This window comes from Sphingobium amiense (genome assembly GCF_003967075.1).
GTDB lineage: Bacteria > Pseudomonadota > Alphaproteobacteria > Sphingomonadales > Sphingomonadaceae > Sphingobium > Sphingobium amiense.
Map to the genome: position 1 here is coordinate 499978 of NZ_AP018664.1, position 23523 is coordinate 523500.

Annotated in this window: 24 protein-coding genes; 5 read left to right on the top strand and 19 right to left on the bottom strand. The window is 65.2% G+C overall.

The features are described from left to right. Positions 1–27: 27 nt before the first annotated feature. The 5 genes from SAMIE_RS02325 to SAMIE_RS02345 all read right to left on the bottom strand — a co-directional run bounded on the left by SAMIE_RS02325 (position 28) and on the right by SAMIE_RS02345 (position 6986). Entirely contained in the window at positions 28–339 is a 312-nt protein-coding gene (locus SAMIE_RS02325) for a hypothetical protein (RefSeq protein WP_066698056.1), read from the bottom strand. A gap of 91 nt (positions 340–430) precedes the next feature. Further along, the gene (gene treY / locus SAMIE_RS02330) at positions 431–2833 is read right to left on the bottom strand and encodes a malto-oligosyltrehalose synthase (protein WP_066698050.1); all 2403 of its coding nucleotides are present in this window, start codon (positions 2831–2833) and stop codon (positions 431–433) included. A gap of 73 nt (positions 2834–2906) precedes the next feature. Next, the gene (gene treZ / locus SAMIE_RS02335) at positions 2907–4613 is read right to left on the bottom strand and encodes a malto-oligosyltrehalose trehalohydrolase (protein WP_066698047.1); all 1707 of its coding nucleotides are present in this window, start codon (positions 4611–4613) and stop codon (positions 2907–2909) included. Beyond that, positions 4610–6715, bottom strand: coding sequence for a glycogen debranching protein GlgX (gene glgX, locus SAMIE_RS02340; RefSeq protein WP_232037348.1), 2106 nt, complete (start codon positions 6713–6715; stop codon positions 4610–4612). The genes treZ and glgX overlap by 4 nt, the downstream gene beginning before the upstream one ends. A gap of 43 nt (positions 6716–6758) precedes the next feature. Further along, positions 6759–6986 carry a DUF2934 domain-containing protein gene (locus SAMIE_RS02345; protein WP_066698044.1) on the bottom strand — a complete coding sequence of 76 codons (228 nt, stop codon included), beginning with the start codon at positions 6984–6986 and terminating at the stop codon, positions 6759–6761. A 200-nt stretch (positions 6987–7186) separates the two neighbouring features. Between SAMIE_RS02345 and SAMIE_RS02350 the strand changes: the two genes are divergently transcribed. The 3 genes from SAMIE_RS02350 to SAMIE_RS02360 are packed head-to-tail and all read left to right on the top strand — an operon-like array spanning position 7187 to position 9578. Further along, complete coding sequence (locus SAMIE_RS02350; RefSeq protein WP_066698042.1) at positions 7187–7819, top strand: class I SAM-dependent methyltransferase; 633 nt, start codon at positions 7187–7189, stop codon at positions 7817–7819. Between the two features lie 59 nt (positions 7820–7878). Further along, positions 7879–8811 carry an ABC transporter ATP-binding protein gene (locus SAMIE_RS02355; protein WP_066698039.1) on the top strand — a complete coding sequence of 311 codons (933 nt, stop codon included), beginning with the start codon at positions 7879–7881 and terminating at the stop codon, positions 8809–8811. After that, complete coding sequence (locus SAMIE_RS02360) at positions 8808–9578, top strand: ABC transporter permease (protein WP_066698037.1); 771 nt, start codon at positions 8808–8810, stop codon at positions 9576–9578. The genes SAMIE_RS02355 and SAMIE_RS02360 overlap by 4 nt, the downstream gene beginning before the upstream one ends. A gap of 34 nt (positions 9579–9612) precedes the next feature. Here the strand turns inward: SAMIE_RS02360 and SAMIE_RS02365 are convergent, their stop codons facing one another. From SAMIE_RS02365 to SAMIE_RS02385, 5 genes are all read right to left on the bottom strand, one after another. Beyond that, complete coding sequence (locus SAMIE_RS02365; RefSeq protein WP_066698036.1) at positions 9613–9933, bottom strand: WYL domain-containing protein; 321 nt, start codon at positions 9931–9933, stop codon at positions 9613–9615. 92 nt (positions 9934–10025) lie between these two features. Then, positions 10026–11390, bottom strand: a complete 1365-nt coding sequence (locus tag SAMIE_RS02370; RefSeq protein WP_066698035.1) for an MATE family efflux transporter — start codon at positions 11388–11390, stop codon at positions 10026–10028. 4 nt (positions 11391–11394) lie between these two features. Then, complete coding sequence (locus SAMIE_RS02375; RefSeq protein ID WP_066698034.1) at positions 11395–12330, bottom strand: DUF808 domain-containing protein; 936 nt, start codon at positions 12328–12330, stop codon at positions 11395–11397. 85 nt (positions 12331–12415) lie between these two features. Next, positions 12416–12631, bottom strand: a complete 216-nt coding sequence (locus SAMIE_RS02380; RefSeq protein ID WP_066698032.1) for a hypothetical protein — start codon at positions 12629–12631, stop codon at positions 12416–12418. Next, positions 12628–12960: a hypothetical protein gene (locus SAMIE_RS02385; RefSeq protein ID WP_066698029.1), complete on the bottom strand. Its 333-nt coding sequence runs from the start codon at positions 12958–12960 to the stop codon at positions 12628–12630. The genes SAMIE_RS02380 and SAMIE_RS02385 overlap by 4 nt, the downstream gene beginning before the upstream one ends. A gap of 119 nt (positions 12961–13079) precedes the next feature. Here SAMIE_RS02385 and SAMIE_RS02390 point away from each other — a divergent pair, with 119 nt between their 5' ends. Beyond that, positions 13080–13382, top strand: a complete 303-nt coding sequence (locus tag SAMIE_RS02390; RefSeq protein ID WP_066698025.1) for a plasmid stabilization protein — start codon at positions 13080–13082, stop codon at positions 13380–13382. Between the two features lie 3 nt (positions 13383–13385). Here the strand turns inward: SAMIE_RS02390 and SAMIE_RS02395 are convergent, their stop codons facing one another. From SAMIE_RS02395 to rpsF, 4 genes are read right to left on the bottom strand one after another with little or no spacing between them, the layout of a single operon-like run. Further along, positions 13386–14834 (bottom strand): hypothetical protein, encoded by a 1449-nt coding sequence (locus SAMIE_RS02395; protein ID WP_126516709.1) that lies wholly within the window; start codon positions 14832–14834, stop codon positions 13386–13388. A 56-nt stretch (positions 14835–14890) separates the two neighbouring features. Continuing rightward, complete coding sequence (gene rplI, locus SAMIE_RS02400) at positions 14891–15493, bottom strand: 50S ribosomal protein L9 (RefSeq protein ID WP_066698012.1); 603 nt, start codon at positions 15491–15493, stop codon at positions 14891–14893. 13 nt (positions 15494–15506) lie between these two features. Then, entirely contained in the window at positions 15507–15731 is a 225-nt protein-coding gene (gene rpsR, locus SAMIE_RS02405; RefSeq protein WP_004212076.1) for a 30S ribosomal protein S18, read from the bottom strand. 13 nt (positions 15732–15744) lie between these two features. After that, positions 15745–16155, bottom strand: coding sequence for a 30S ribosomal protein S6 (gene rpsF, locus SAMIE_RS02410; protein WP_066698008.1), 411 nt, complete (start codon positions 16153–16155; stop codon positions 15745–15747). 270 nt (positions 16156–16425) lie between these two features. Here rpsF and SAMIE_RS02415 point away from each other — a divergent pair, with 270 nt between their 5' ends. Continuing rightward, positions 16426–17826 carry a GntP family permease gene (locus tag SAMIE_RS02415; RefSeq protein ID WP_066698005.1) on the top strand — a complete coding sequence of 467 codons (1401 nt, stop codon included), beginning with the start codon at positions 16426–16428 and terminating at the stop codon, positions 17824–17826. Positions 17827–17929: 103 nt separating this feature from the next. Here SAMIE_RS02415 and SAMIE_RS02420 read toward each other — a convergent pair whose 3' ends face one another. The 5 genes from SAMIE_RS02420 to SAMIE_RS02440 form a co-directional block, all read right to left on the bottom strand. After that, the gene (locus SAMIE_RS02420; protein WP_066698002.1) at positions 17930–18307 is read right to left on the bottom strand and encodes an RcnB family protein; all 378 of its coding nucleotides are present in this window, start codon (positions 18305–18307) and stop codon (positions 17930–17932) included. A gap of 168 nt (positions 18308–18475) precedes the next feature. Beyond that, positions 18476–19681 carry an ABC transporter permease gene (locus SAMIE_RS02425; RefSeq protein WP_066697999.1) on the bottom strand — a complete coding sequence of 402 codons (1206 nt, stop codon included), beginning with the start codon at positions 19679–19681 and terminating at the stop codon, positions 18476–18478. Position 19682: 1 nt separating this feature from the next. After that, positions 19683–20384: an ABC transporter ATP-binding protein gene (locus tag SAMIE_RS02430; RefSeq protein ID WP_066697998.1), complete on the bottom strand. Its 702-nt coding sequence runs from the start codon at positions 20382–20384 to the stop codon at positions 19683–19685. A gap of 6 nt (positions 20385–20390) precedes the next feature. Next, complete coding sequence (locus tag SAMIE_RS02435) at positions 20391–21923, bottom strand: efflux RND transporter periplasmic adaptor subunit (protein ID WP_066697996.1); 1533 nt, start codon at positions 21921–21923, stop codon at positions 20391–20393. Continuing rightward, positions 21920–23389, bottom strand: coding sequence for an efflux transporter outer membrane subunit (locus SAMIE_RS02440; protein WP_083952397.1), 1470 nt, complete (start codon positions 23387–23389; stop codon positions 21920–21922). Before SAMIE_RS02440 ends, SAMIE_RS02435 begins: the two co-directional genes overlap by 4 nt. Positions 23390–23523: the final 134 nt, after the last annotated feature.

A 23523-nucleotide genomic window follows, 5' to 3' on the forward strand; every position in this document is an offset into this window, starting at 1 on the left:
TCGCTGTAGCGCAAACAGTCGCGCGCATCAGGCGGCGATGGCCCTCAGCGCCGTGGGAGCCAGCCGCGCCCGCGCGAAAGCCAGACATTGTTCCAGCGAAGGTGCGCCGAAATGCGTGGCGCTGCCATCCAGATGGCGCACGCTCAGTTCCCAGAGGCTCTCGCCCTCTATGGCCGCGCGGCGCGAATGGGAGTTGCAGAACTGAAGAGGTTCCCCGACCCGGTCGCGATGCAGGATATGCCGCGCGACGGTCGTATGACTGTCATGCTGGGGGTTGGATCGGAGTTGAAAGCTTTCGGTATGCGGGGCAAGCCATTCCAGAAACGCGACGTCGATCATTGCCAACCTGTCTCCATGGCAGTCTCGAAAAGACCGCACCGTTCGGCAGGAAGACGCACGATGCAGGCCGCAGTTCCCTTAAACTGTCAATCTATTCATATAAGTTAATCACATAGGGGCGTTTCGAGAAAAAGGCGGCGGCTTCTTCCTCCCGCCTCTCGATCCGCGTGTTTCCCCACCATGACGCCGGGGGCTGCCCTCCTTGCTCTGTCATGACCTTTCCGGACCGGATCTGCACGGCGCAGAACAGTTTGCGGTTCCTATAAGTCCGCTCGAACGCCAGAACATTGCTGGCGCGGCGGCCGGTGACGGAGAGCGGGCGGTAGTCACCGTGCGCAAACAGATCGGCGGCGCTCTTTCGCAGCGCCAGCAGGTTGCGGACCAATGCGATCTTCACGCCATCGTCGCCGTCCGGTTCCGTGAGCCACCGATGCCTGCGATCATAATCGACGGGCCGTCTGTTGTCGGGATCGACGAGGCTCAGATCGAGCGCCTCGCACCCCTGATAGATGTCCGGCACCCCTGGCGCGCAGAATTTGAGGACGGTCTGGACGAGGCTGTTCGCGATGGCTGCGGGGCGGATACTATGCACGAAGCTGTCGATATCGCTGACCAGCTTGGCATTGCCGAGCACGGCGGCGAGGTAGCTCTGCGCCCGCGATTCATAGCCTGCGTCGGGTTCTTCCCAACTCGACCGCAGGCGCGCCTCGCGTAGCGTCTTTTGCAGCCAGCCGCTCATGCGCTCGTGGAACGCCTTCATCGTTGTGTTCGGTTCCGGCCATGCCCCGACGAGCGTCTGCCACAGTTGATAGCGGTCGGCGGGGTGCACGGGGCCAGCTTCCCCGCTGATCGCATCCCAACGCTTCCAGTTTTCCGCCCACAGGTCGGGGACGGCGCTCAGCACCGCCAGTCTTGCGCGCATATCCTCGCCGCGCTTGTGGTCGTGGGTCGCTGTCGCCAGCAAGGCATTCGGAAAGTCCGCCGCGCGCGCCGCCGCGCGCTTGTGGAACAGATCGGCCGGGATGGCGAACTGTTCGGGCGCGGAACCGACGTCATTGGCCGACAGCAGCGGCGCGTAGCGATAAAAGGCGGTGTCCTCCACACCCTTTGCCGCGATGGGTGCGGAGAGTTGCTGGAACCGCCTCACCGCTTCGACTGCGAGCGCGGCGTCGCCCACACCGTCCCCCGCAAGCCAGTCGATGACCTGACGCGCAATACTTTTTTCGCCGGGCGGCAGATGCGGCTGCACGTCGGCCCAGGCTCTCTCCCGCGCCGCCGCATCGTCGCGCGGCGCTGAGCGGCCATCGCCATAGGTGCGGTAAACGGGGAAGACCCAGAGCAGCCGTTCGACTGCCCTCCGCCACATCGCTGGCGTGATATGCTCAAGTCCCAGCACCGATTGCGCCAGCGCGTCGAAGGCGGCGACGCAGGCCGCCAACTGGCCTTCGAACTGCCAGTCGAGCATGTCCTGCCGCGCCTGCAACACCACCTGCGCCGCATCGCCATGCGCCGGGTCGACACGCTGCCACGCCTCCTTCAAAGCCGTTTCGCCCTCCGGGTCGTGTAGCAGAGCCGTGACGTCGCGCATGAAATCGTAACCGCTGGTGCCGTCGATCCCCCAGTCAGTCGCGAGCGGTTCGTCCGCGGCCAATATCTTTTCGACGATGATGATGGCGCGCCGATCCTCGTTCCCGTTGGCATCGAGGCGCGCGCGCATTGCGCGGCAATAGCCCGCCGGATCGGTAAGGCCGTCGACATGGTCGATCCGCACGCCGTCGATCAGCCCCTGAGCGAACAGATCGAAATAGAGCCGCTGCGTCGCCTCGAACACGGCTGGATCTTCGATCCGCAACCCGGCCAGCTCGTTGATCGCAAAGAAGCGCCGCCAGTTCAGACGGTCGTTTGCGGTGCGCCAGTATACCGGGCGATAATGCTGCCGCTCGATCACCACGCGCAGTCTGTCGCCGCCTCCGGGCGTGCCGTCCAGCGATCCGGGCCGCAGCGGCAGGCGCTGCTCGCCATAGAGGAGGAGGTGCGGATCGTCTCCGTCCTCGACCAGCACAATGTCGCCCGCTGCGATGACCTCCACCAGCGGCGCGCCCAGCCCGGGCAGGACTATCGGACCGGTCCAGTCGATGTCGAACCAGCGCGCATAGGCGCTGTCGGCCCCATGGCGCAGCACGTCGTTCCAGTAGCGGTTCTCGCCGCCTGCGACGCCCATATGGTTGGGCACGATGTCGATAATGACACCCATATCGTAGTCGCGCAGCGCCGCCACGAGGCTGCGGAAGCCGTCCTCGCCGCCCAGTTCGGGACTGATGCGTGTCGGGTCGATCACATCGTAGCCGTGCGTCGATCCGCTGCGCGCGGTGGTGATGGGGGACAGATAGGCGTGACTGACGCCCAGCTTCGACAGATAGGGGACGATGGCTACGGCAGCGGAGAAAGGGAAGTCCCGCGTCAGTTGCAGCCGGTAGGTCGCGCGCGGGATCATACGACTCTCTCCCGGTCGGGCCGTGCGATCCGGGCGGTGACCCCGGCGTGCGCCGCCAGTTGGTGCAGGATGTTCATGGGGTGGCGATCCACGCGGCGAAACTGGCGGGACTTCCCGGATCGCCGCTGGCATAAAGCGCAGTGGCGGATAAGGGGAGGGGGACCGGCCGGGCTCCCAGATTGAGCAGGATCGTCAGCATTTCGCCGGTTCCGAGCCGCCACGATGCTTCCACTGCCGCATCCGTCAGCGCCGAAGCGGACAGGGCGCGGCATCCGGGAAGACCAGGCACGATCCTCTCCCGACGGATCGTGAGCAGCGAACGGTAGAAGGCGCGCCACATACCGGCGCCTTCTCCCGCGCGGACGCGTGATGCCTCGAACGTCGCGGGATCGTTGGGGTCGGGTATCCGCGCGCGCGCCTCTTCGCTGGCGAAGGCGGCAAAGCCCGCAAATTCTCTCCGCCGTCCTTCGCGCACCGCTTCCGCCAGATCGTCGTGAAAATCGGTGAAGAAGAGGAAGGGGCTGAGCGCGCCGCTCTCCTCACCCATGAAAAGCAGGGGGATCTGCGGCATGAGGAGGAGCATCGCCGTCGCGGCCTTCAGCCTGTCGGTCGACGTGAGGTGGATCAGCCGCTCGCCCATGGCGCGATTGCCGACCTGATCGTGATTCTGGAGGAAGGCGATGAAGGCGGTTGGGGGCAGATGCGCGCTGGGCTTGCCGCGCGGGTTGCCCTTCTGATGCGGCGACGCATCGCCCTGATAGATGAAACCCTGCGCCAGAGCGCGCGCCAGCCGCTCGGCGGGGCGATCGGCGAAATCCTCATAATAAGCGTCCGTCTCGCCGGTCAGCAGCACATGCATGACATTGTGGAAATCGTCGTTCCACTGCGCATCGTAGCGATCCGGCGAGAGGCGATCGGCGTCGTTGCGCTCATTTTCCAGCATCAGGTGGATGTGCCTGCCGGGCGCGACGCCAGCGCGAATGTCCCGCGCCAGCCCGTCGAGAAAAGCATCGTCGCCGATGGCGTGGACCGCATCGAAACGCAGCCCGTCGAAACCATATTCGTTGAGCCACATGAGCGCGTTTTCGCGGAAGAAGGCCGCAACTTCCGGCCAGTCCACCGCCACCGCGCCGCCCCACGGCGTGTGCCGGTCAGGGTGAAAGAAGGCGGAGGCATAGGCGCCGAGGTAATTTCCGTCCGGTCCGAAATGATTATAGACCACGTCGAGAAAGACCATCATCCCGTGGCCGTGCGCCGCGTCGATCAGCGCGCCAAGCTCTTCCGGCGTGCCATAGGCTTCGGCAGGCGCGAAGGGGAGCACGCCGTCATAACCCCAGTTGCGGGTGCCGCTGAAGGCATTGACCGGCATCAGTTCGATGGCGGTGATGCCCTGATCCGCCCAGTCGGCCAGCCGGTCGGTCACGCCCGCAAATCCGCCGCAGAGGCCCGCATGGATTTCGAGGATCACGGCTTCCTGCCACGGACGCCCGTCCCATGCCGACCTTGCCGCCGGTCGATCGACCAGCACGCTCCAGCCATGCACGCCGCCATCCTGCCGGCGCGATGCCGGGTCGGGCACCGCCAGGTCCGCGTCGAGGCGAAAGCGATAGCGCGCGCCGGGGATTGCGGCGGCCTCGACGTCAAACCAACCGTCGGGCTGCTTCTCCATCGCGGCGGAAAGGCCGTCGCGCAGCTCCAGCGTCACCGCATCGCGGTCCGGCGCCCAGAGCGAAAAGCGCCAGCGCCCGCCGCCCAGCGCCTTCGGTCCCCACATCGTCATGCGTCGGGTTTTTCCGCGATCCAGCAGAGCAGGACCGCCGAATGCGGCTGAACGCCATAGGCGTCGCCGATTTCGAACGGTTCGCGATCCGGCTGCGCGCTGTCGATCAGCACCTCGCGCGGGGCGGAGGGGGCGGGGAGGGTGAAGTCGATCACGTCGTCGCTGGCGTTGAGCAGGAGCGTCAGCGCCTCGACCCGCCCGTCCTCACGCAGGGTCGCCCGCCGCATCGCCAGCGCGCGGCCATCGGGATTGTCCCAGTCGGCGGGCGACAGGGGCTGGCCGCGTTCGTCCCACCATTCGATGTCGTTCACGCCGAAACCGGGTGTATCCTGCCCGTAGAGGAAGGTCGATGCACGCAGCACCGGGTGCTTTTTCCGCAGGGCGATGAGGCGGGCGGTGAAGTCGAACAGCGCCTTGCCGTCCTCGCCCTCCATCATCGACCAGTCGAGCCAGCTTATCTCGTTATCCTGGCAATAGGCGTTGTTGTTGCCGCCCTGCGTCCGCCCGAACTCGTCGCCCGCGACGAGCATCGGCGTGCCGAGCGAGGCGAGGAGCGTCGTCAGCATCGCCCGGCGGACACGCCCGCGCGTTTCGTTGATCGCCGGGTCGTCGGTCGGCCCTTCCGCGCCCCAGTTGCGCGAAAGGTTGTTGTCGTGGCCGTCGCGATTATCCTCGCCATTGGCTTCGTTGTGCCGCTCCTCGTATGAAACGAGATCGGCGAGCGTGTAGCCGTCATGGCTGGTGAGAAAATTGACGCTGGCCCATGGCCGCCGCGCGCGCCGGTCGAACAGGTCGCCCGATCCCGAAAGCCGCGCGGCCAGATCGCCCCTCTGTCCCGGATCGCCACGCCAGAAGCGCCGCGTGGTATCACGATATTTGTCGTTCCATTCCGCGAAACCGGGCGGGAAATTGCCAAGCTGGTATCCGCCCATCCCGACATCCCACGGTTCGGCGATCAGCTTCAGCCGCCCGAGGATCGGGTCTTGCCGCAGTACGTCGAACAGGCCCGCATTGGGGTCGAATCCGTGGTCGGTCCGCCCCAGCGTCAGGCCAAGGTCGAAGCGGAATCCGTCGACGCCGAAGCTCGTTGCCCAGTAGCGCAGCGAATCCGCGACCATCTGGATGACGCGCGCATGGGTCAGCTTGAATGTGTTGCCCGTCCCCGTGTCGTTCAGGCAGTAGCGCGGATCGTCTGGCAGCAGGCGATAATAGGTGGCGTTGTCGATACCGCGCCACGACAGGGTCGGCCCTGCCTCGCTGCCCTCGCAGCTATGGTTGTAGACCACGTCGAGGATGACCTCGATCCCCGCCGCGTGCAGCCGCCGCACGGCGACGCGCAACTCGTCATGCGTGTCGGTCGCAAAATAGCTCGGTTCCGGAGCGAAGAAGCTGAGCGTATTATAGCCCCAGTAATTGCGCAGTCCCTTTTCCTGAAGGAAGCGGTCCTGCGTGAAGGCATGGATCGGCATCAGTTCCAGCGTCGTGATGCCGAGGCGCCTGATATGGTCGATGACTTTGGGATGGGCGAGCGCCGCGAAGGTGCCACGCTCCTGCGGTGGGGCGGCCTCCAGCAATCTGGTGAGACCCTTGGCATGGGCTTCGTAGATGACGGTTTCCGACCATGGAATATTGGGCCGGACATCGCGCGACCAGTCGAAACTGTCGTGCGTCACCACCGCCTTGGGCATCGCGGCGGCGCTGTCCCTTTTATCGAAACCGAGGTCGCCCTTCCTCCCGCGCAGGGGATAGGCGTGCAGCACGTCGTTCCAGCGCAGGCTACCCGACAGGCGGCGGGCATAGGGATCGAGCAGCAGCTTGTTGGGATTGAAGCGATGTCCCTGTTCCGGCGCGAAGGGGCCGTGGACGCGATAGCCGTAGAGCAGGCCGGGCCGGGCGTCGGGCAGATAGCCGTGCCATACCTCATCGGTGCATTCGGGCAGGGTGAGCCGCGCCAGCTCCTTCTTTCCCTTGGGATCGAACAGGCACAGTTCGACGCGATCTGCATTGGCGGAAAACAGGGCGAAGTTGACGCCGAGGCCGTCGAAACTGGCGCCCAGTGGGTAGGGGGAGCCGCCCTCAAGGCGGTCGGGAAAATGGCTCAAGCTACCTCCAGATATGAAAGGTGAGGGGCGAGGTGGAGCGATTTCAGGCGGGCGGGGGGTTCCGCCCCCGTTTCGGCTTGGCCAGTTCCGCAGCCGACGCGCCCGTCGCAAGCGGGTTCGGCAGCGCGGCCTCGGAACCGCCGCCATCGAGCGCGGCGATCTCCGCCGACGCCTGCGCCCAATGTTCTTCGGCCAGACCTTCCGGATGGCCCTGCGCCTCCCAGATTTCGTGCGCCCGCGCGCGTATCCGCTCTTCGGTTTCAGCCGACATAGATGAAGCCTCCCTGTTCGCGCGCGTAGGCGCTGACGGCTTCAATGCATCGTCCGGCCATTAGGATGCACGGGCGATAACCCATGATGAAATTTCGTCCTTTTGCGATCCTGAAAGGGGGTTGAACGAAAGCCAATCGACGCGACCCTTCCACATCGCTAAGGGAGAGCGGATGGTTAGAGAGCGGTCGCATTTCGCCCATGCAATATAAGCCCAAGCGCAGCCGCGCGATCGCTTTGCCCAACAGCGAATTTCGGGCGCGCGCGACCGAATATCTCGATTTCCTTGCTGCCTGGGTAAAAAAGCCGCGTCAGACGGCATCGGTCGTGCCCTCCAGCCGCTATCTCGCCCGGCTGATGGTCGCGCAGATCGACCCGCTCGACAGCGGGCGCGTGCTGGAGCTGGGGGGCGGCACGGGCGTTTTCACCCGCGCGATTCTCGCCACCGGCCTGCCTGCCGACCGGCTGGAGGTGGTGGAGATCAATCCCGGCTTCGCGCGCGGCCTTCGTCGCCATTTCCCCACCGTATCGGTGCTGGAAACGCCCGCGCAGATCGTGTCGACCGCGACGGCGGGAGAGCCGGGGGATTACCAGACGGTCGTGAGCGGCCTTCCGCTGCTGGCGATGGACCGGGGGATGCATGCGGACATCCTGTCCGAATCGTTCCGCATGCTCCGTCCCGGCGGCAGCTTCGTGCAGTTCACCTATTCGATGCGGCCTCCGGTCAACCGCGAGGTGCTCGATGCGCTCGGTCTCGATGTGGAGCGGGCGGGGCAGACGGTGCGAAACTTTCCCCCTGCCACGGTCTTCCGCTTTTTCCGTCAGGGGGAGTAGGTTGCGGATCGGCACCGGCCCACTATCTTTGCGGCAACGCAAAAGGGGCAGAGCCATCCATGGCATCCATCATCGAGGTTAGCGGCCTGACGAAACGATATGCGTCGGGTTTCGAGGCGCTGAAAGGCGTCGATCTTTCCATCAGCGAAGGCGAGATTTTCGCGCTGCTCGGGCCGAACGGTGCGGGCAAGACGACGATGATCTCGATCATCTGCGGCATCGCCCGACCAACCGGCGGCAGCGTGACCGTCGCCGGGCACGACATCGTTCGCGACTATCGCGGCGCGCGCTCCGCCATCGGTCTTGTGCCGCAGGAGCTTTCGACCGATCAGTTCGAGCGGGTGATCGACACCGTGACTTTCAGCCGCGGCCTGTTCGGCAAGCCGCGCAATGACGCCCATGTCGAGAAAATTCTGCGCGACCTGTCGCTCTGGGACAAGCGCCACAACAGGATTCTGGAACTGTCGGGCGGCATGAAGCGGCGCGTGATGATCGCCAAGGCGCTGTCACACGAACCGCGCGTGCTGTTCCTCGACGAACCGACCGCCGGCGTCGATGTAGAACTGCGCCGCGACATGTGGAAACTGATCGGCGAACTGCGCCAGACCGGCGTCACCATCATCCTCACCACCCATTATATCGAGGAGGCGGAGGAGATGGCTGACCGGGTGGGTGTCATCAACCGCGGCGAACTGGTGCTGGTCGAAGAGAAGACCGCGCTGATGAAGAAGCTCGGCAAGAAGACGCTGACCGTCGTTCTCGCCGAACCGATCGAGGCGTTGCCCGCCGCGCTTTCCGAATGGGACGTGACGTTGCACGCCGAGGGCGGCGAAATAGAGTATATTTTCGATACGCAGGCCGAGCGCACCGGCGTGTCGTCGCTGCTGCGGCGGCTGGGCGATCTCGGAATCGGCTACAAGGATCTCAACACCCGGCAGAGTAGCCTGGAGGATATCTTCGTTAGCCTCGTCCATGAGGAGAAGGCGGCATGAGCCTCCAGAATCTGCGCGCCATCGCCGCCATCTACAGGTTCGAACTGCACCGTTTCCGCCGCACGCTGCTGACCGGGCTGCTGGTCCCGGTCATCACCACGTCGCTCTATTTCGTGGTGTTCGGCGGCGCGATCGGATCGCGCATGACAGAAATCGACGGCATCCCTTATGCGGCCTTCATCGTGCCCGGTCTCATCATGATGTCGATGTTCACGGAAAGCATCTTCAACGCGAGTTTCGGCATCTATATGCCCAAATTCACCGGCACCATCTACGAACTGCTATCCGCGCCCGTATCCGCAACGGAGACGGTGATCGCCTATGTCGGCGCGGCGGCGACCAAGTCGCTGATCGTGGGCACCATCATCTTCGTGACGGCGCACCTGTTCGTCGATGTGCCGGTCGCGCATCCCTTCGCCATGGCGGCGTTCATGGTGCTGATCGCGGTCAGTTTCTGCCTGTTCGGCTTTATCCTGGGCATCTGGGCGCAGAGTTTCGAGCAGTTGCAGGTGATCCCGCTGCTGCTCATCATGCCGATGACGTTCCTGGGGGGCGCCTTCTATTCGGTGCATATGCTCGGCGAACCGTGGCGCACGATCACGCTGTTCAACCCTATCGTCTATCTGATCTCCGGCTTCCGCTGGACCTTCTTCGGGCGCGGCGATGTGGAGATCGAGTTCAGCCTGCTGTTCGTGGCGGGGATGCTGGCGCTGTGCGTCGGCATCATCGCGTGGATGTTCCGCACCGGATACAGGCTGAAGAAATGAGAAGGGCGGCCCATCGCCGCCCACTCGCGCTGGATCAAGCCGCCGCGCTTTCGGGCGCGATGGCGAAGAGAGTGACGCCCTTATATTTTTCCTCGCCCTCGTCATAGAGGCCATACATTCCCTCGAAAGTCTCATCGAGGATCTGGATGTCAGAAAGGCCGGTCAGCTTGAACGTGCCGAGTTTCAGCTCACGCGGCGGGCGGCCGTCCCGGTCCGTGGTGACGGCGTCGATATACATCTCGTCATGGCGCGTGTAGAGGATGTGCGGCGCCAGCGTGACCACCATCTTGTTGTAGGTCACCTTCAGGCACTTCTGGAGCGCGATCGCTTCAAAAATCTCGGTCGGGGCTTGCATGATCGGTCCTGATTGACCGATTTGCGCGATTCTTTCAATTGCTTTGTGCGCCGCACCATGTTTCTGCCATGCAAGCCACGGAAAAAACCCGCTCAGAATGCCACGAGGCCCAGCCGTTCGCGCAGCGCCCAGCGGGCCAACAGGAGGGAGGCGACCGCTCCCAGCCCGCTGGCAAGGCCGATCCAGATGCCAAGGCCAGCCATGTGAAGCGGGAAGGCCAGGAACGCGCCAACGCCGACGCCCACGATCCAGTAGCCGATGAGCGCGAAGATCATCGGCACTTTCGTGTCCTGCACACCGCGCAGCACGCCCGCGCCCACCGCCTGCGCCGCATCGACAAGCTGGAACAGTGCGGCAATTCCCAGAAAACTGACTGCCAGCGTCACCGTCTGCGCGTTCGCCGGGTCAGACAGATCGAGGAAGGCGCTGATGAGGGCGCGGGGGAACAGGAGCAGCAGCGTGGCCGCGCCAACGGCAAAGCCTGTCCCCAATATCAGTGCAAGCCATCCCGCACGCCCGATAGCGGCCCGGTCCCGGCGGCCGTGGGCGATCCCGACCCTGACCGTCGCCGCCTGTCCGATGCCCATGGGCACCATGAACACCAGCGCAGCGATCTGGACCGCGACGGCATGCGCGGCGAGCGAGTCGCGCCCGATCAGTCCCATGAGGAAAGCCGAGGCATTGAACACGGTCGTTTCGAAACCCAGCGTCACCGCAATGGGCAGCCCCAGCGCCCAGACCTGACGGTGCCGTTCCCGGTCGCGGGTCCAGAACCGGCCCATCAGTCGGTAACGCCGGAACCGCCGGTCCAGCAGGATGACCGCCAGCAGCCCGATGAACAGGAATGAGGAGGACAGGCTGCTCGCCAGCCCGGCCCCGAACAGGCCCATTTCCGGAAAGCCGAGATGCCCGAAGATCAGCGCCCAGCCCATCAGAACGTTGAAAGGAATGGCGGCGAGCATGATGACCAGCCCCCATACCGGCCTTTCGAGCGCGGCGATGAAATTGCGCAGGGTGGTAAAGCCCAGGAACGGCAGCAGCGCCCATTGCAGGCCATGCATCAGCGCTGCAGCTCCGCGCGCGAGGTCCGGTTCCTGCCCCATGGCGAGCAGGATGGTTTCGCATTCCCACAGCAGGGCCCAGGCGGGCAGGACGAAGAACAGCGCCGCGCGCAGCGTCTGGTGAACGGTGCGCCGGACGTCGCGGACGCTGTGCCGCCGCCGTCCCCGCTCGCTGGCGATGAGCGGCGATGCAGCCGTCACCAGCCCCATGCCGAAGATCAGCAGCGCATGGAACAGGTTGATGGCGAGGGCGCCCGCCGCGACGCTTTCCGCGCCGCGACGGCCCAGCAGCAACAGATCGCTTGCCGCGATGGCCGCCCAGGCGATGTTGCCCGCGATCATCGGCAGGGCCAGCGCGATCAGTGCGCCAGCTTCGGTCCGCCATGGAGATCGCATGGGATCAGCCCTTGTGCGCCTTCGACGGCAGCACGTGCAGGGCTGCGACGACAAGTCCGCCGATCACCAGTCCGACCAGAGCGCCGCCCGCCGCGTTGACGATCCACTCGACGGCTCCGCTCATCGCAGGGCTGGCATGGGCTGCGCCCTGCGCGACATGGTGGATGACCCCGGGGATCAGATCCCAGTGAAATTCGTGCAGGCCATGGACGATCAGGCCGCCGCCCACCCACAGCATCGCCGCCGTGCCGACGACGCCCAGCAACGACATGAGGATCGGCATCGCCTTTACCAGACCTCGGCCCAGTGCGCGGACAGCCGCCGAACTGCGCCGGGCCAGATGAAGCCCGATGTCATCCATCTTCACGATGAAGCCGACCACGCCATACACCCCCGCGGTGATGAAGAACGCCACCACCACCAGCACGATCGCCTGTTCCCAGAGCGGCTTGTCGGCCACCGTGCCGAGCGAAATCGCCATGATCTCACCCGACAGGATGAAATCGGTGCGGATGGCGCTCGACACCTTCTGCTTCTCAAGTTCCGCAGGATCGGCAGGTGCGCTATCGTCTTCGGCGTGATCGCCACCGAATGCCTCGGCGATCTTCTCGACAGCCTCGTAACACAGGAACGCGCCGCCCAGCATCAGAAGCGGCGGCAGCGCCCATGGCGCGAACGCGGACAGCAGCAGGGCGGCAGGCAGCAGGAACAGCAGCTTGTTGCGCAAAGATCCCTTCGCGATTTTCCAGATGATCGGCAATTCGCGCTGCGGACTGATGCCCATGACATAATTGGGCGTAACCGCCGTATCGTCGATCACGACGCCCGCCGCCTTCGACCCCGCCTTGCCCGCCGCGCCCGCGACATCATCGAGCGACGCGGCGGTCATTTTGGCGATGCCCGCCACATCGTCGAGCAACGCGATCAGCCCTGAAGGCATGGAACAATTTCCCCTGTAATAGGCAGCTATGCCCGCCTTGCGCTCCATAGGGCGCGGCAGGCATCCGGGCAATGGCGCGTCGCGCTCAGTAGTTGCCCGGCGGGTCGCTGGCAGGGACGCTCTCGTCGGACTGCTCGTCCACGACATCCCAGTCGTCGGGCGAAATGCCGTGCTGCGGCCCTGCCTCGCGCACTTCGGGCAATGACCCGCGCGGCTGAGCGGTGCCCATCCAGTCGCGCCAGCCCTTGAAGGCAAACGCCCCGAGACCCGATACGATCGCGAGTTTCAACAGCCCTTTCATGACGATGTCTCCTGTTCCCGACGAATATGCATCCAGTCCGCGCGGTCATGCCCGATGGCGTCCGGCGTCAGGCGCATGTCGCCTTCCTCGTCGGCGCCGCCCGGCGACGTGCCGTCCGCGCCCGGTTGCCGCATCGTCCAGCGTTCCCGGAGCGCTGCGTCAATCATACGCTGCCAGATGGCGAGGTCGCCTTCCTCGCGCATCGCTTCGTCCGCGTCCTTGAGGATGGCGAGAATGCTGGCCGCCGCTTCGACATGGCCGGGCCAGTCATCGGGCCGGTCCTTGGCGAGGTGCCGGGCCAGCCGCGCGATGAGGGGAGGGGTGTTCATGCCGTCCGAACGTCTGCGCGCTGTCCGCCGTTCCATCCTTCGTGACGCAGGCGCACCGATATGAACACATGGGTTTATCACGAGTTGGATTGCGGGAGCGGCCATTCAGGAGACGACTGATGCCCCAGGGCGACAAGAGCAGCTACACCGACAAGCAGAAGCGCAAGGCCCGCCACATCGAGGAGGGCTACGAGGATCGCGGTGTTTCCAGAGACGAGGCGGAGCGCCGAGCGTGGGCGACCGTCAACAAGGAGTCAGGCGGCGGCAACAAATCCGGATCGGGCCGGGGCAAGGCGGACACGCATGGCTCCTCCCGCAAGGGCGGCCGGAAGGGCGGGGCTGCGTCCGCCCGCCGCTCCGCTGCCGACCGTTCCGCCGCTGCCAAAAAGGGGTGGGAAACGCGGCGGAAGAAGGCGGGCTGATCCTTATCGCATAAGGTCGGCGTAGGTCGCGGGGGCTGGCGGCAAGGTCCAGCGCGCCGCCGCGCCTGTCGCGACCAGAAAAGCAATACCTGCCATCGTCCACGCGGCAAGGCTTTTGGAACCGTGCCGCCTTGCGAACAGCCACCCGATCGCCGTCGCGACCATCGACCAGAGATGATAGCGCAGGTCCGATGAGATGCTGATGACGAGGAAACTCGCTTCCTGCGCCAACGCTGATGCCAACAGGGCGCGGGCGATCACGTCGCGGTCGTCCTTTCCGTTCCAGCATCGCCACAGGCCCATCGCTGCGGCGAATGTCCAGACGACCGGCCAGCAGAAAGGCAATCCGACGAACAGCACCGCCACGGCCATCCACTCCGCAGCGGCATGCAGCGAGGGGTCCGGGAGATGCCAGTCATTGGGTTCGGTGCGGGCAGGGGGCGCTGCCAGAGGCCAGCGTCCGCCGACAAGCCAGCGTTCGGTCGAATTCCAGTGCGCCAGTCGATGCGCTGCGTAGGCGAACGGGTGCGCAATCGCTGCGGTCGCCAACAGTGCGTAGAGATGGCCGGGCGCCGCGCGATCGAGCGGATGCATCGCAGCGGCGCATTCGTCCCGACTGCCAAGGGTGTCCCAGAAGAGCGGCTTGACGCAATGAGCCGCCTTCAGCCGCCGCCCCGCATCTGGCGCGAACCCCGCCAGCGGCGCATCGGCCCGGACCGCGATGCCCGCCAGATCGTAGAGCGGGACCGTCCGCTGCACTCCACTGTCCCGTGCGCCGAGCAGCCGATGGTTGACGACAGGGCCAAGCGTGAGCGCCATGGCGAGAGCGGCGAGGATCGCCACGCCGTGCCGCACCCGGATAGACCCTCGCGCGGCTATCAGCACCGCGAACGGGACAATCGCGAACAGCGCGTTGGCGCGAACCAGCAGCGCGTAGGCGATGAGGATGTAGGCCAACGCCAGTTGCCACTGTGCCATTATCCTCCCGCGCAAACGGGAATGGACAATGATTCCCGTTGCGAGGAGCAGCGCGGCCATCAACTGACTGTCCTTGACGATCACCGCCTGCCAGCCAAGGAGCGGAGGAAACAGGCCGATTGCGAAGGCAGCGGCTCTCCGCCATCCGGAAAGCGCCTCCGCGATCAGTCCCAGCCCGATCCAGTAGCCGGTGACCTGCACGATCAGCATCGGCGCCGCCCGCCAGATTTCCGGCCGAAACAGCGACCAGAGGCGCGCCATGATCGGCGGATGCCAGTCGTCGTAACGCCCTGTCATGGCCTGACCATATTGGCCGACCGCATCGAAGCTGACCACGCCGGGCCAGAAGATCGCCAGCGACAGAACCGCCAGCAGCACTGTCGTCAGCAGGGGCCATCGGCGGGCGAGGAAGGAAGCGGCATGGGGCATCGGCTGAAGCGACTCGCGTGACAGGCGCAGCCTTCCTTCCTGCAACAAAAAAGCCGCCCGGCAAGGGGCGGCTTTCTCGTTCGTCGATCCGGCTGGAAGGATCAGGCCTCTTCGGCCGTCTCTTCGTCAGCAGCCGCCGACGTGGCGATCTCGCCCGGTTCGGCATTGGGATCATAGTCTTCGGTGAAGCCGCTCTCGTCCTTTTCGAAGAGGTCGGCCATCACGTCGACGCCCTGCGCCTGAAGGTCGGCCTCGTCCGGCGAGCGGGCGACATTGACCGAGATGGTGGTGACGACTTCGGGGTGCAGCGCGACCTTCACGTCGAACAGGCCCAGCGTTTTGATCGGGCGTTCCAGCACGACCATCGCCTTGGAGACGTTGGTCACGCCATCGGCGTGCAGCGCTTCCACGATGTCGCGGACCGCGACCGAACCATAAAGCTGGCCGGCGTTGGACGACTGGCGGATCAGGACGATCTGCTTGCCGTTGACGCCTTCGGCGGCCTTTTCGGCGTCCGAACGGCGGGCGGCGTTGTCAGCCTCGATCTTGGCGCGGTTGGCTTCGAAGACCTTCTTGTTCGCGTTGTTCGAACGAAGAGCCTTCTTGTTGGGCAGCAGATAGTTGCGGGCGTAGCCGTCCTTGACGGTCACGATGTCGCCGATTGCGCCCAGCTTCTCGATACGCTCGAGCAGGATGATTTCCATGGGGTCTACTCCCTTACTTCACGATGTAGGGCAGCAGGCCCAGGTGACGGGCGCGCTTGATGGCCTGAGCCAGTTCGCGCTGCTTCTTGGCCGAAACGGCCGTGATGCGGCTGGGGACGATCTTGCCGCGTTCGGACACGAAGCCCTGAAGCAGACGAACGTCCTTGTAATCAATCTTCGGCGCATCCTTGGCGGCGAAGGGGCAGCTCTTGCGGCGGCGGAAAAACGGGCGTGCCATGGTTCAGATCTCCTTATTCGCCAGCGGCTTCTTCGCGCTCGCGGCGCGGGCCACGGTCACCGCGATCACCACGGTCGCCGCGGCCGCCACGATCGGGGCGGTCCTGCTTGCGCATCATCACAGACGGGCCGGTTTCCAGCGCGTCGACCTTGACGGTCATGTAGCGGATGATGTCTTCGTTGATCTGCGTCTGGCGCTCCAGTTCCGCGACGACGCCGGCGGGGGCGTCGATGTTCAGCATCACATAGTGCGCCTTGCGGTTCTTGGCGATCTTGTAGGCGAGGCTGCGCAGACCCCAGGTCTCGACCTTCGTGACCTTGCCTTCCATATCCTCGACGATCTTGGTGGCGGTTTCCGCCAGAGCGTCCACCTGCGCCTGTGCCAGATCCTGGCGCGCAAGGAACACATGCTCGTAAAGAGCCATGTTTAAGCCTTCTCTGTTGGCCGATTGCTGACGCCCACCCCATGTGGAACGCCCCTCCGGCTGTCGTCTTGCAAAAATGCTTCGCACCGGCAGCCGAGTCACCCCGACGCCTGAACGAAGGCGCGCCTATGGCGGAAAGGGTTGGGAAAGGCAAGGGGAATGGCAGTTTTGCCGGTCCGCCGATCCAACTTGTGCCTTTCCTTCTTTTCATCGTAATTGCGTCGCCGGAGCGAAAGCGCTTGGCGACGGAGAGAGGGGCAGGATTTCTATATGGCAGTGGCAATAGCGGCGCTATCCCTCATCCTGCTGATGGTCGCGGCCTATCGCGGCATGAGCGTCATCCTGATGGCGCCGCTCCTGGCGATGCTGGCGGTGTTCATGACCGATCCGGCGGCGGTGCCTGCCGCTTTCTCCGGCCTGTTCATGGAGCGGGTGGCGAGCTTCCTAAAACTCTATTTCCCGGTGTTCCTATTGGGTGCGCTGTTCGGCAAGCTGGTCGAGATTTCCGGCTTTTCCCGTGCGATCGTCACGGCGGTGATCGGTCTGGTGGGCGCATCGCGCGCCATTCCGGCGATCATGATCGTGACCGCGCTGCTCACCTATGGCGGCGTGTCGGTGTTCGTCGCGGTGTTCGCCGTCTATCCCTTCGCGGCCGAAATGTTCCGCCACGCCGACATCCCCAAGCGACTGGTGCCCGCGACCATCGGCCTCGGCGCCATTACTTTTACGATGGACGCGATGCCGGGCACGCCGCAGATCCAGAACATCATCCCCACCAGCTTCTTCGGCACGACGACCTGGGCCGCGCCGGTGCTGGGCGGGATCGGGTCGCTGTGTATCGTCGGCATGGGCCTTGCCTATCTCGGCTGGCGTCGGCGGTCCCTCGCGGCGGCGGGGGAGGGCTATGGCGCGCCAGAAACGCTGGTGAACGAGCCGGTGCCGGTTGCCGACGACGCGCTGGTCCACCCGCTGATCGCGCTGCTGCCCCTGCTGGTGGTGGGGCTGGGCAATCTGGCGCTCACGCTGTCGATTCCACGCTGGCTGCCGCAGGAGGAAGTGAAGCTGTCGCTGCCCGGAATGGCCGAGCCGGTAGCGGTCAAGGTGGCGCAGGTGTCCGCGCTCTGGGCGGTGGAAGGCGCTCTGCTGGCCGGGATCGCCACCATCCTGCTGTTCGCGTTCAGAACGGTGGCGCGCCGCTTTGCCGAAGGATCGAAAGCGGCCGTAGGCGGCGCGCTGCTCGCAGGCATGAACACGGCGGTCGAATATGGGTTCGGCGCGGTGATTGCCGCCTTGCCCGGCTTCCTGATCGTCAAGGATGCGCTGCGCGCCGTTCCCGATCCGCTAGTCAACGAAGCGATCACCGTCACGTCGCTCGCGGGCATCACCGGTTCCGCTTCGGGCGGCCTGTCGATCGCGCTCGCCGCGATGGCCGATCAGTTCATGGCGGCGGGGGACGCTGCCGGCATCCCGCGGGAAGTGCTGCACCGGGTCGCGTCGATGGCGTCGGGCGGCATGGACAGCCTGCCGCATAACGGCGCGGTCATCACGCTGCTCGCCGTGACGGGCCTGACCCATAGGCAGGCCTATAAAGACATTTTCGCCCTGACGCTCATCAAGACGCTGACCGTGTTCATCATCATCGCCGTCTTTTACCTGACGGGGCTGGCCTGAGGCCCAATGCGACGTGCCGTAGACGACAGCGTCAACCAGCACATGAAAAACCGCCCCGCAGCGGAGAGAGGCTGCGGGGCGGCATGGATAACGGATGGCGGTCTTACCGGATCGCGCTGCCGATCACCGCGCCGATGATGCCGCTGGTGAGGGCGACGAGCACCGCGTCATTGCCCGACCGAACCCAGTGGTAGCCGCGCGGCGGGGCGTTCAGGCGGTAATCGCGATAATTGTTGATGACGCGATAGTTGGTGGCGTAGCGCCGGTCGAAGCGCTGACCCTTCGCCCAGCGGCGATGCGTGTCCTTCCGGACGACAGTCTGCTTCTTCACGACCGTGCGGCCATGGGGGTTATGCTTGACCACGGTGCGCGTCGCCTGCTGGCGGTGCGGGCCGTAGGTCTGGGCCTGCGCCTGCGCGGTGACGATCGGTCCTGCGATCATGGTGGTGGCGGTCAGGGCCATGATGAGTTTCTTGAACATGTCTTGCTCCTTGTCCTCTGTGTCAGGCGCCGTTCCCGGCGTCGAAGACAGAGTTAGGCGGCAATTGTATCAGGCCTGTCCCGCGCGCCTGCAAAGAGTGTCGGAAAATGTATCAAAACCCCACCTTACATGAATGGTCGTTCATAAACCGCTGAAAAGGGGTATGTTTCACTCGTGTCGCAGGGCGTCGATGGGGTTGAGAGCCGCCGCCCGCCGCGCCGGGAAATAGCCGAACACCACCCCGATCGCGGCGGAAAAGAGGAAGGCGATCAGGTTGACGCGCAGGTCGAACAGGAACGGCACCTGCATCAGCGGGGCAATGGCGACCGAGGCGATCAGCGCGAGGAACAGGCCAATCAGCCCGCCGAGGCAGGACAGCACGATGGCCTCTACCAGAAACTGCATCAGTACTTCCCGCGCCACCGCGCCGATGGCGAGGCGGATGCCGATCTCCCGCGTCCGCTCCGTCACCGATACCAGCATGATGTTCATAATGCCGATCCCGCCGACCAGCAGCGATATGGCCGCGACAGCACCGACGATCTGCGTCAGGATGGTTGTCGTGCCGGTCAGCGTGTCGCTGATCTGCTTGGTGTCGAAGACGTTGAAATTATCTTCCGACCCCGGTTTCACCTTGCGCCGTTCGCGCATCAGCTCCTCAAGGCTGGCCTGCACGGTGCTGGTGTCATAGGCGTCGTCCACCGCGACCATGATCTGACTGATGTCGCGGTCGCCGGTGAAGCGGCGCTGCACGAACCTGATCGGCATCACGACCACATCGTCCTGATCGCCGAAGCCGCCCTGGCCGCGCGTCGTCAAGACGCCGATCACCTGACAGGAAACGCCCTTGATGCGCATCCGCTTGCCGACCGGTTCCGCACCCTGAAACAGGTTCGTGCGCACCGTATTGCCGATGATGCAGACCGATCGGCCCGCTTCTTCCTCGTCGGGCAGGAACAGGCGGCCATCCGCGACCTTCCACTGCTGCACTTCGGAATAGGCGGATGTGGTGCCGTAGACGGTTGTGGACCAGTTGTTGCCTTCGTAGATCGCGGTGCCGCTCGACTGCACCACCGGAGCGACGGCGCGCACGCCGGTCAACTGGTTCTCGATGGCGGTGAGGTCCGCTTCCTTGAAGTCGGGCGGGCGGGGACCGCCGCCGCCGCGACCGAAACCCTGTCCGGGGCGCAGTTGCAGGACGTTGGCGCCCAGCGAACTGATCTGTTCGCGCACGGCGGCGGTCGCGCCGTTGCCCAGCGTCACCATCGTCACCACCGCCGCCACGCCGATGATGATGCCCAGCGTGGTCAGAAAACTCCGCAGCTTGTGCCGGTTGATCGCGCGGAAGGCGAGGATGACGGTGGTGCCCAGCATCTTACGCCTTCACTCCTTCCTCGATCCGCTCCACCAGACCGTCCTTGAAATGGACGATGGTGCGCGCATAAGCGGCCATATCGGGTTCGTGTGTCACCATGAGGACCGTGATGCCGCTGTTGCGGTTGAGGTCGGTCAGCAACTCCATGATCTCGACCGATCGTTCCGAATCGAGGTTGCCGGTCGGTTCGTCGGCGAGCAGAACGTCGGGCTGCGTCACGATGGCGCGTGCGATGGCGACGCGCTGCTGCTGACCGCCCGACAGTTCGGCGGGGGTATGGTCCCACCATTCCCGTAGCCCCACCTTGTCGAGCGCGGCCATGCCCATCTCGTAGCGAACCTTCTTGTCCTCGCCCCGATAGAGGAGCGGCAGTTCGACATTCTCCAGCGCGGTGGTGCGGGAAAGAAGGTTGAAGCCCTGAAACACGAAGCCGAGGTAGCGGCGGCGAAGGAGTGCGCGCTGGTCGCGGTCGAGCGTTTCGACATGTCGGCCCTTGAACAGAAACTGTCCCCCTGACGGCACGTCGAGGCAGCCGAGGATGTTCATCGTTGTCGACTTGCCCGACCCCGATGGACCCATGACGGCCACAAAGTCGCCTGCCGCGATGTCGAGGTCGATGCCCTTCAATGCCTGAAAGGCGGTCGGCCCGTCGCCATAGACCTTGGTCACGCCGCGCAGGGAAATGATGGGATCGCCCGTCATGGCGGATCAGTTTCCGCCCTGCTGTCCGCTGCCGCGGGTGTCGGTCGGAGCGACTGGCGCGGTTTCCGGCGCGCGATCCCCCGAATTGCCCAGCGTTCCCATACTGGCGGGTCTGCCGTCCGCCGCCGGGTTGCGCCGCCGCTCGCCCGAGGGCGCGGCCTTGCGGTCGCCGCCCTGCGGGTCTCGCTGGTCCTCCGCAGGCGCTTCCTGCCCCTTGGCGAGTTGGCCCGTGATGACGCGCATGCCGGGCTTGAGATCGCCGCCGGTGATGACCGTGCGCGCGCCGTCGCTCGCGCCCACGACGACCTGCACCGCCCTGGGATTGCCGTCCTCGCCCACGACATAGACCGTCTGGCTGCTTCCTGCGCCGAAATTCACCTGCCGGTTGCCGCCGCCCCGGCGGAAGCGGCGCGGGCCGGGCAGCACGCTGGTGATGCCGCCGCCCTGGCCTGCGTCGCTGCTGGGCTTGAAGCGCAGCGCGCTGTTGGGGACGAGGAGCACGTTGCGCAGTTCCTGCGTCACGATGTCTGCCGTCGCGGTCATGCCGGGGCGCAGGATTTCGTCTTCATTGTCGATGCTGAGAACGGCGGTGTAGGCGACGACCGTGCCTGCCGTGCTGGCCGTCGAACTGCTGCCCGAGGACGAGGAACTCGAACTGCTGCTCGACGCGTTGGACCCTACATTGACGCGGGTGACGCGCGCGGGGAATGTGCGACCGGGGAAAGCGTCGACCGAGAAGGTCGCATTCTGCCCTTCCTTCACCTGCCCCACATCGGCTTCGTCCACCGCGACTTCCACCTCCATCTTGGTCAGATCTTCGGCGATGGTGAAGAGCACAGGCGCGTTGAGCGACGCCGCGACCGTCTGCCCCGGCTCGATGTCGCGCGACAGCACCACGCCTGTGACCGGAGAGACGATCTGCGCGATGGAAAGATTGGTCTGTGCGCTCGATAGCTGCGCGCGCGCGACGCTGACCTGCGCCTGCGCGGCGCGGAGCGATCCGAGCGCGGACTGATAGTCCGCCCGCGCGGCGTCGAGTTCGGTCTTTGCGGGCACGCGTCCACCCGACAGGCGGAACACATTTTCCTGCCGGTCGAGCGTCGCTTTGGCGAGGGCGACCTGCGCCTGTGCCTGCGCGACCTGCGCCTGACTGGCGGAAACCTGCGCGCGGTTCTGGTTCACCGTGTCCACGAGGCGGCGGGTATCGAGTTCGGCGAGCCGCTGCCCCTTCGTCACGCGGTCGTTCACGTCGACATAGACCGCCGTGATCTTGCCGGACTGTTCGGAACCCACATCGACCTGATTGACCGGTTTCAGGTTGCCGGTCGCCGATACGCTGACGGTCAGGTCGCCCTTGCGCACTCCGCGCGTTGCGTAATTGGGTTTCTCGTCGCCCGAAAAGCAGCGTGCGACAAGCAGGATCAGCAGGATCAGGCCGATGCCGATCGCGCCGCGCACCGCCCATTTGCGCCATGGTTTCTGCGGCCGGGCGCCGAGGAAATCGTCGAGATCCTTGTCCTGCGTCACGTCATTGCTCATCGGGGCTGGGTGTCCATATTCTGCCAGCCGCCGCCCAGCGCATTATAGAGCTGGGCAACGGCCAGAACCTCGTCGGATTGCGCGGACGCCAGGCTGTTGCGGGCGTTCAGCAGGGTGGATTCGCTGGTGAGCAGCGTCTGGAAGTCGATGAGGCCCGCCTGATACTGGCTGCGCGCCAGAATGGCCGCGTTGTTCGACGCTTCCAGTGCGGTCGTGAACTCGGTCTTGCGGGCGCGGGCGCTCGTCAGTTGCGCCATGGCGTTCTCGACATCCTCCAGCGCGGTCAGCACGCTCTGCTTGTAGGCGGCGAAGGCAGCGTCCGTCGCGGCGCGCTGCGAGCGGACCTGCGAAGCGGCGCGTCCGCCGTCGAAGATCAGCTGCTGGATATTGCCGAAAATGCCGCCGGTGATGAGCTTGAACAGTTCGCCGAAGGCGTTGGAGGTGGTGCCGATATTGCCGCTGATGCCGAGCGCGGGATAAAGTTGCGCCTGCGCGACACCGATCCGCGCCGTTGCTGCTGCGAGTGCCCGTTCGGCGCTGCGCACGTCAGGCCGCTGACGCAGCGTGTCGGCGGGAATGCCCGCTGCGATGCCGGTCGCGGCGACCGGGATGGCGGCGGGTGTTTCCAGCGTCCGCGTCGCTTCGCCGGGCGCCTGACCCGTCAGGACTGCGATGCGGTTCAGGCTGCCGCGCAGGCTCGCTTCGAGTTGCGGCACGGTGGCGTTGGTCTGCGCCAGTTGGGCACGCGCCTGCTGCTCGTCGAGGGAGGAGACAAGGCCCGCCTGCAGCCGCCAGTTGGCGATCTGGTAATTGTCCTGCTGCACTTTCTGCGTTTCGCGGGCGATGCGCAGTTGCTCCTGCGCAAGGCGCGCCTGCACATAGTTGGTGACCAGTTCGGAGATGATCGTGATGCGCACATTGGCGAGATCATAGCCCGACGCCGCCAGATCGGCGCGCGCGGCCTCCCGCCCGCGCGCCAGTTCGCCGAACAGGTCGATCTGCCAGCTTGCATTGACGCGGGCATTGTAGCTGCTCGACCAGTTGCTGCCGCCTCCGCCGATGGGATTGCCGTTCGCGTCCAGCCGGCCGCCTGCGTCCTGATTGCTGTAATTGCGTCCGCCGGTGGCGGTGCCGCTCAGTTGCGGAAGGAAGGATGCATTCGCCTGAGCCAGACTTTCGCGTGCCTGCCGCAACCGCGCCTGCGCCTGCACGATGTCGAGATTGTTGGCGACGGCGGCGTCCACCAGAGCGCTCAGCGCCGGGTCGCCGAGCCGCGTCCACCACTGCGCCAGTTCAGCCTCGCTGGGGGCAGGGCCGTTCGCCCCGGAATAATAGGCATCCGGCACGCCCAGCGTTCCAGCCTGCGGCGCACGATAGTCCGGACCCGCCGCGCAACCCGCGAGCAACAGCGCCGTCCCGCCGATCAGGAGCTTGCGATAACGCACCTTTTCCTTGCTCTCTCTCATCGTTAAAGGGGCCGCTTCACTTTCGCCCGACGCCGGTCGGACGGGTTCAGTTTCTGACTGCCGCAGGCATATGTACGGCTCAACGACATTTATGTCTCAAAGTGTAACGATTGAGGGAACAGGCGCTCTGGGGA

Bases quoted from the DNA above. Each gene is read 5' to 3' on its own strand.
- SAMIE_RS02325 (WP_066698056.1), bottom strand. From the start codon at position 339: ATGATCGACGTCGCGTTTCTGGAATGGCTTGCCCCGCATACCGAAAGC.
- treY (WP_066698050.1), bottom strand. From the start codon at position 2,833: ATGATCCCGCGCGCGACCTACCGGCTGCAACTGACGCGGGACTTCCCT.
- treZ (WP_066698047.1), bottom strand. From the start codon at position 4,613: ATGACGATGTGGGGACCGAAGGCGCTGGGCGGCGGGCGCTGGCGCTTT.
- SAMIE_RS02345 (WP_066698044.1), bottom strand. From the start codon at position 6,986: ATGTCGGCTGAAACCGAAGAGCGGATACGCGCGCGGGCGCACGAAATC.
- SAMIE_RS02350 (WP_066698042.1), top strand. From the start codon at position 7,187: ATGCAATATAAGCCCAAGCGCAGCCGCGCGATCGCTTTGCCCAACAGC.
- SAMIE_RS02355 (WP_066698039.1), top strand. From the start codon at position 7,879: ATGGCATCCATCATCGAGGTTAGCGGCCTGACGAAACGATATGCGTCG.
- SAMIE_RS02360 (WP_066698037.1), top strand. From the start codon at position 8,808: ATGAGCCTCCAGAATCTGCGCGCCATCGCCGCCATCTACAGGTTCGAA.
- SAMIE_RS02365 (WP_066698036.1), bottom strand. From the start codon at position 9,933: ATGCAAGCCCCGACCGAGATTTTTGAAGCGATCGCGCTCCAGAAGTGC.
- SAMIE_RS02370 (WP_066698035.1), bottom strand. From the start codon at position 11,390: ATGCGATCTCCATGGCGGACCGAAGCTGGCGCACTGATCGCGCTGGCC.
- SAMIE_RS02375 (WP_066698034.1), bottom strand. From the start codon at position 12,330: ATGCCTTCAGGGCTGATCGCGTTGCTCGACGATGTGGCGGGCATCGCC.
- SAMIE_RS02380 (WP_066698032.1), bottom strand. From the start codon at position 12,631: ATGAAAGGGCTGTTGAAACTCGCGATCGTATCGGGTCTCGGGGCGTTT.
- SAMIE_RS02385 (WP_066698029.1), bottom strand. From the start codon at position 12,960: ATGAACACCCCTCCCCTCATCGCGCGGCTGGCCCGGCACCTCGCCAAG.
- SAMIE_RS02390 (WP_066698025.1), top strand. From the start codon at position 13,080: ATGCCCCAGGGCGACAAGAGCAGCTACACCGACAAGCAGAAGCGCAAG.
- rplI (WP_066698012.1), bottom strand. From the start codon at position 15,493: ATGGAAATCATCCTGCTCGAGCGTATCGAGAAGCTGGGCGCAATCGGC.
- rpsR (WP_004212076.1), bottom strand. From the start codon at position 15,731: ATGGCACGCCCGTTTTTCCGCCGCCGCAAGAGCTGCCCCTTCGCCGCC.
- rpsF (WP_066698008.1), bottom strand. From the start codon at position 16,155: ATGGCTCTTTACGAGCATGTGTTCCTTGCGCGCCAGGATCTGGCACAG.
- SAMIE_RS02415 (WP_066698005.1), top strand. From the start codon at position 16,426: ATGGCAGTGGCAATAGCGGCGCTATCCCTCATCCTGCTGATGGTCGCG.
- SAMIE_RS02420 (WP_066698002.1), bottom strand. From the start codon at position 18,307: ATGTTCAAGAAACTCATCATGGCCCTGACCGCCACCACCATGATCGCA.
- SAMIE_RS02425 (WP_066697999.1), bottom strand. From the start codon at position 19,681: ATGCTGGGCACCACCGTCATCCTCGCCTTCCGCGCGATCAACCGGCAC.
- SAMIE_RS02430 (WP_066697998.1), bottom strand. From the start codon at position 20,384: ATGACGGGCGATCCCATCATTTCCCTGCGCGGCGTGACCAAGGTCTAT.
- SAMIE_RS02435 (WP_066697996.1), bottom strand. From the start codon at position 21,923: ATGAGCAATGACGTGACGCAGGACAAGGATCTCGACGATTTCCTCGGC.
- SAMIE_RS02440 (WP_083952397.1), bottom strand. From the start codon at position 23,389: ATGAGAGAGAGCAAGGAAAAGGTGCGTTATCGCAAGCTCCTGATCGGC.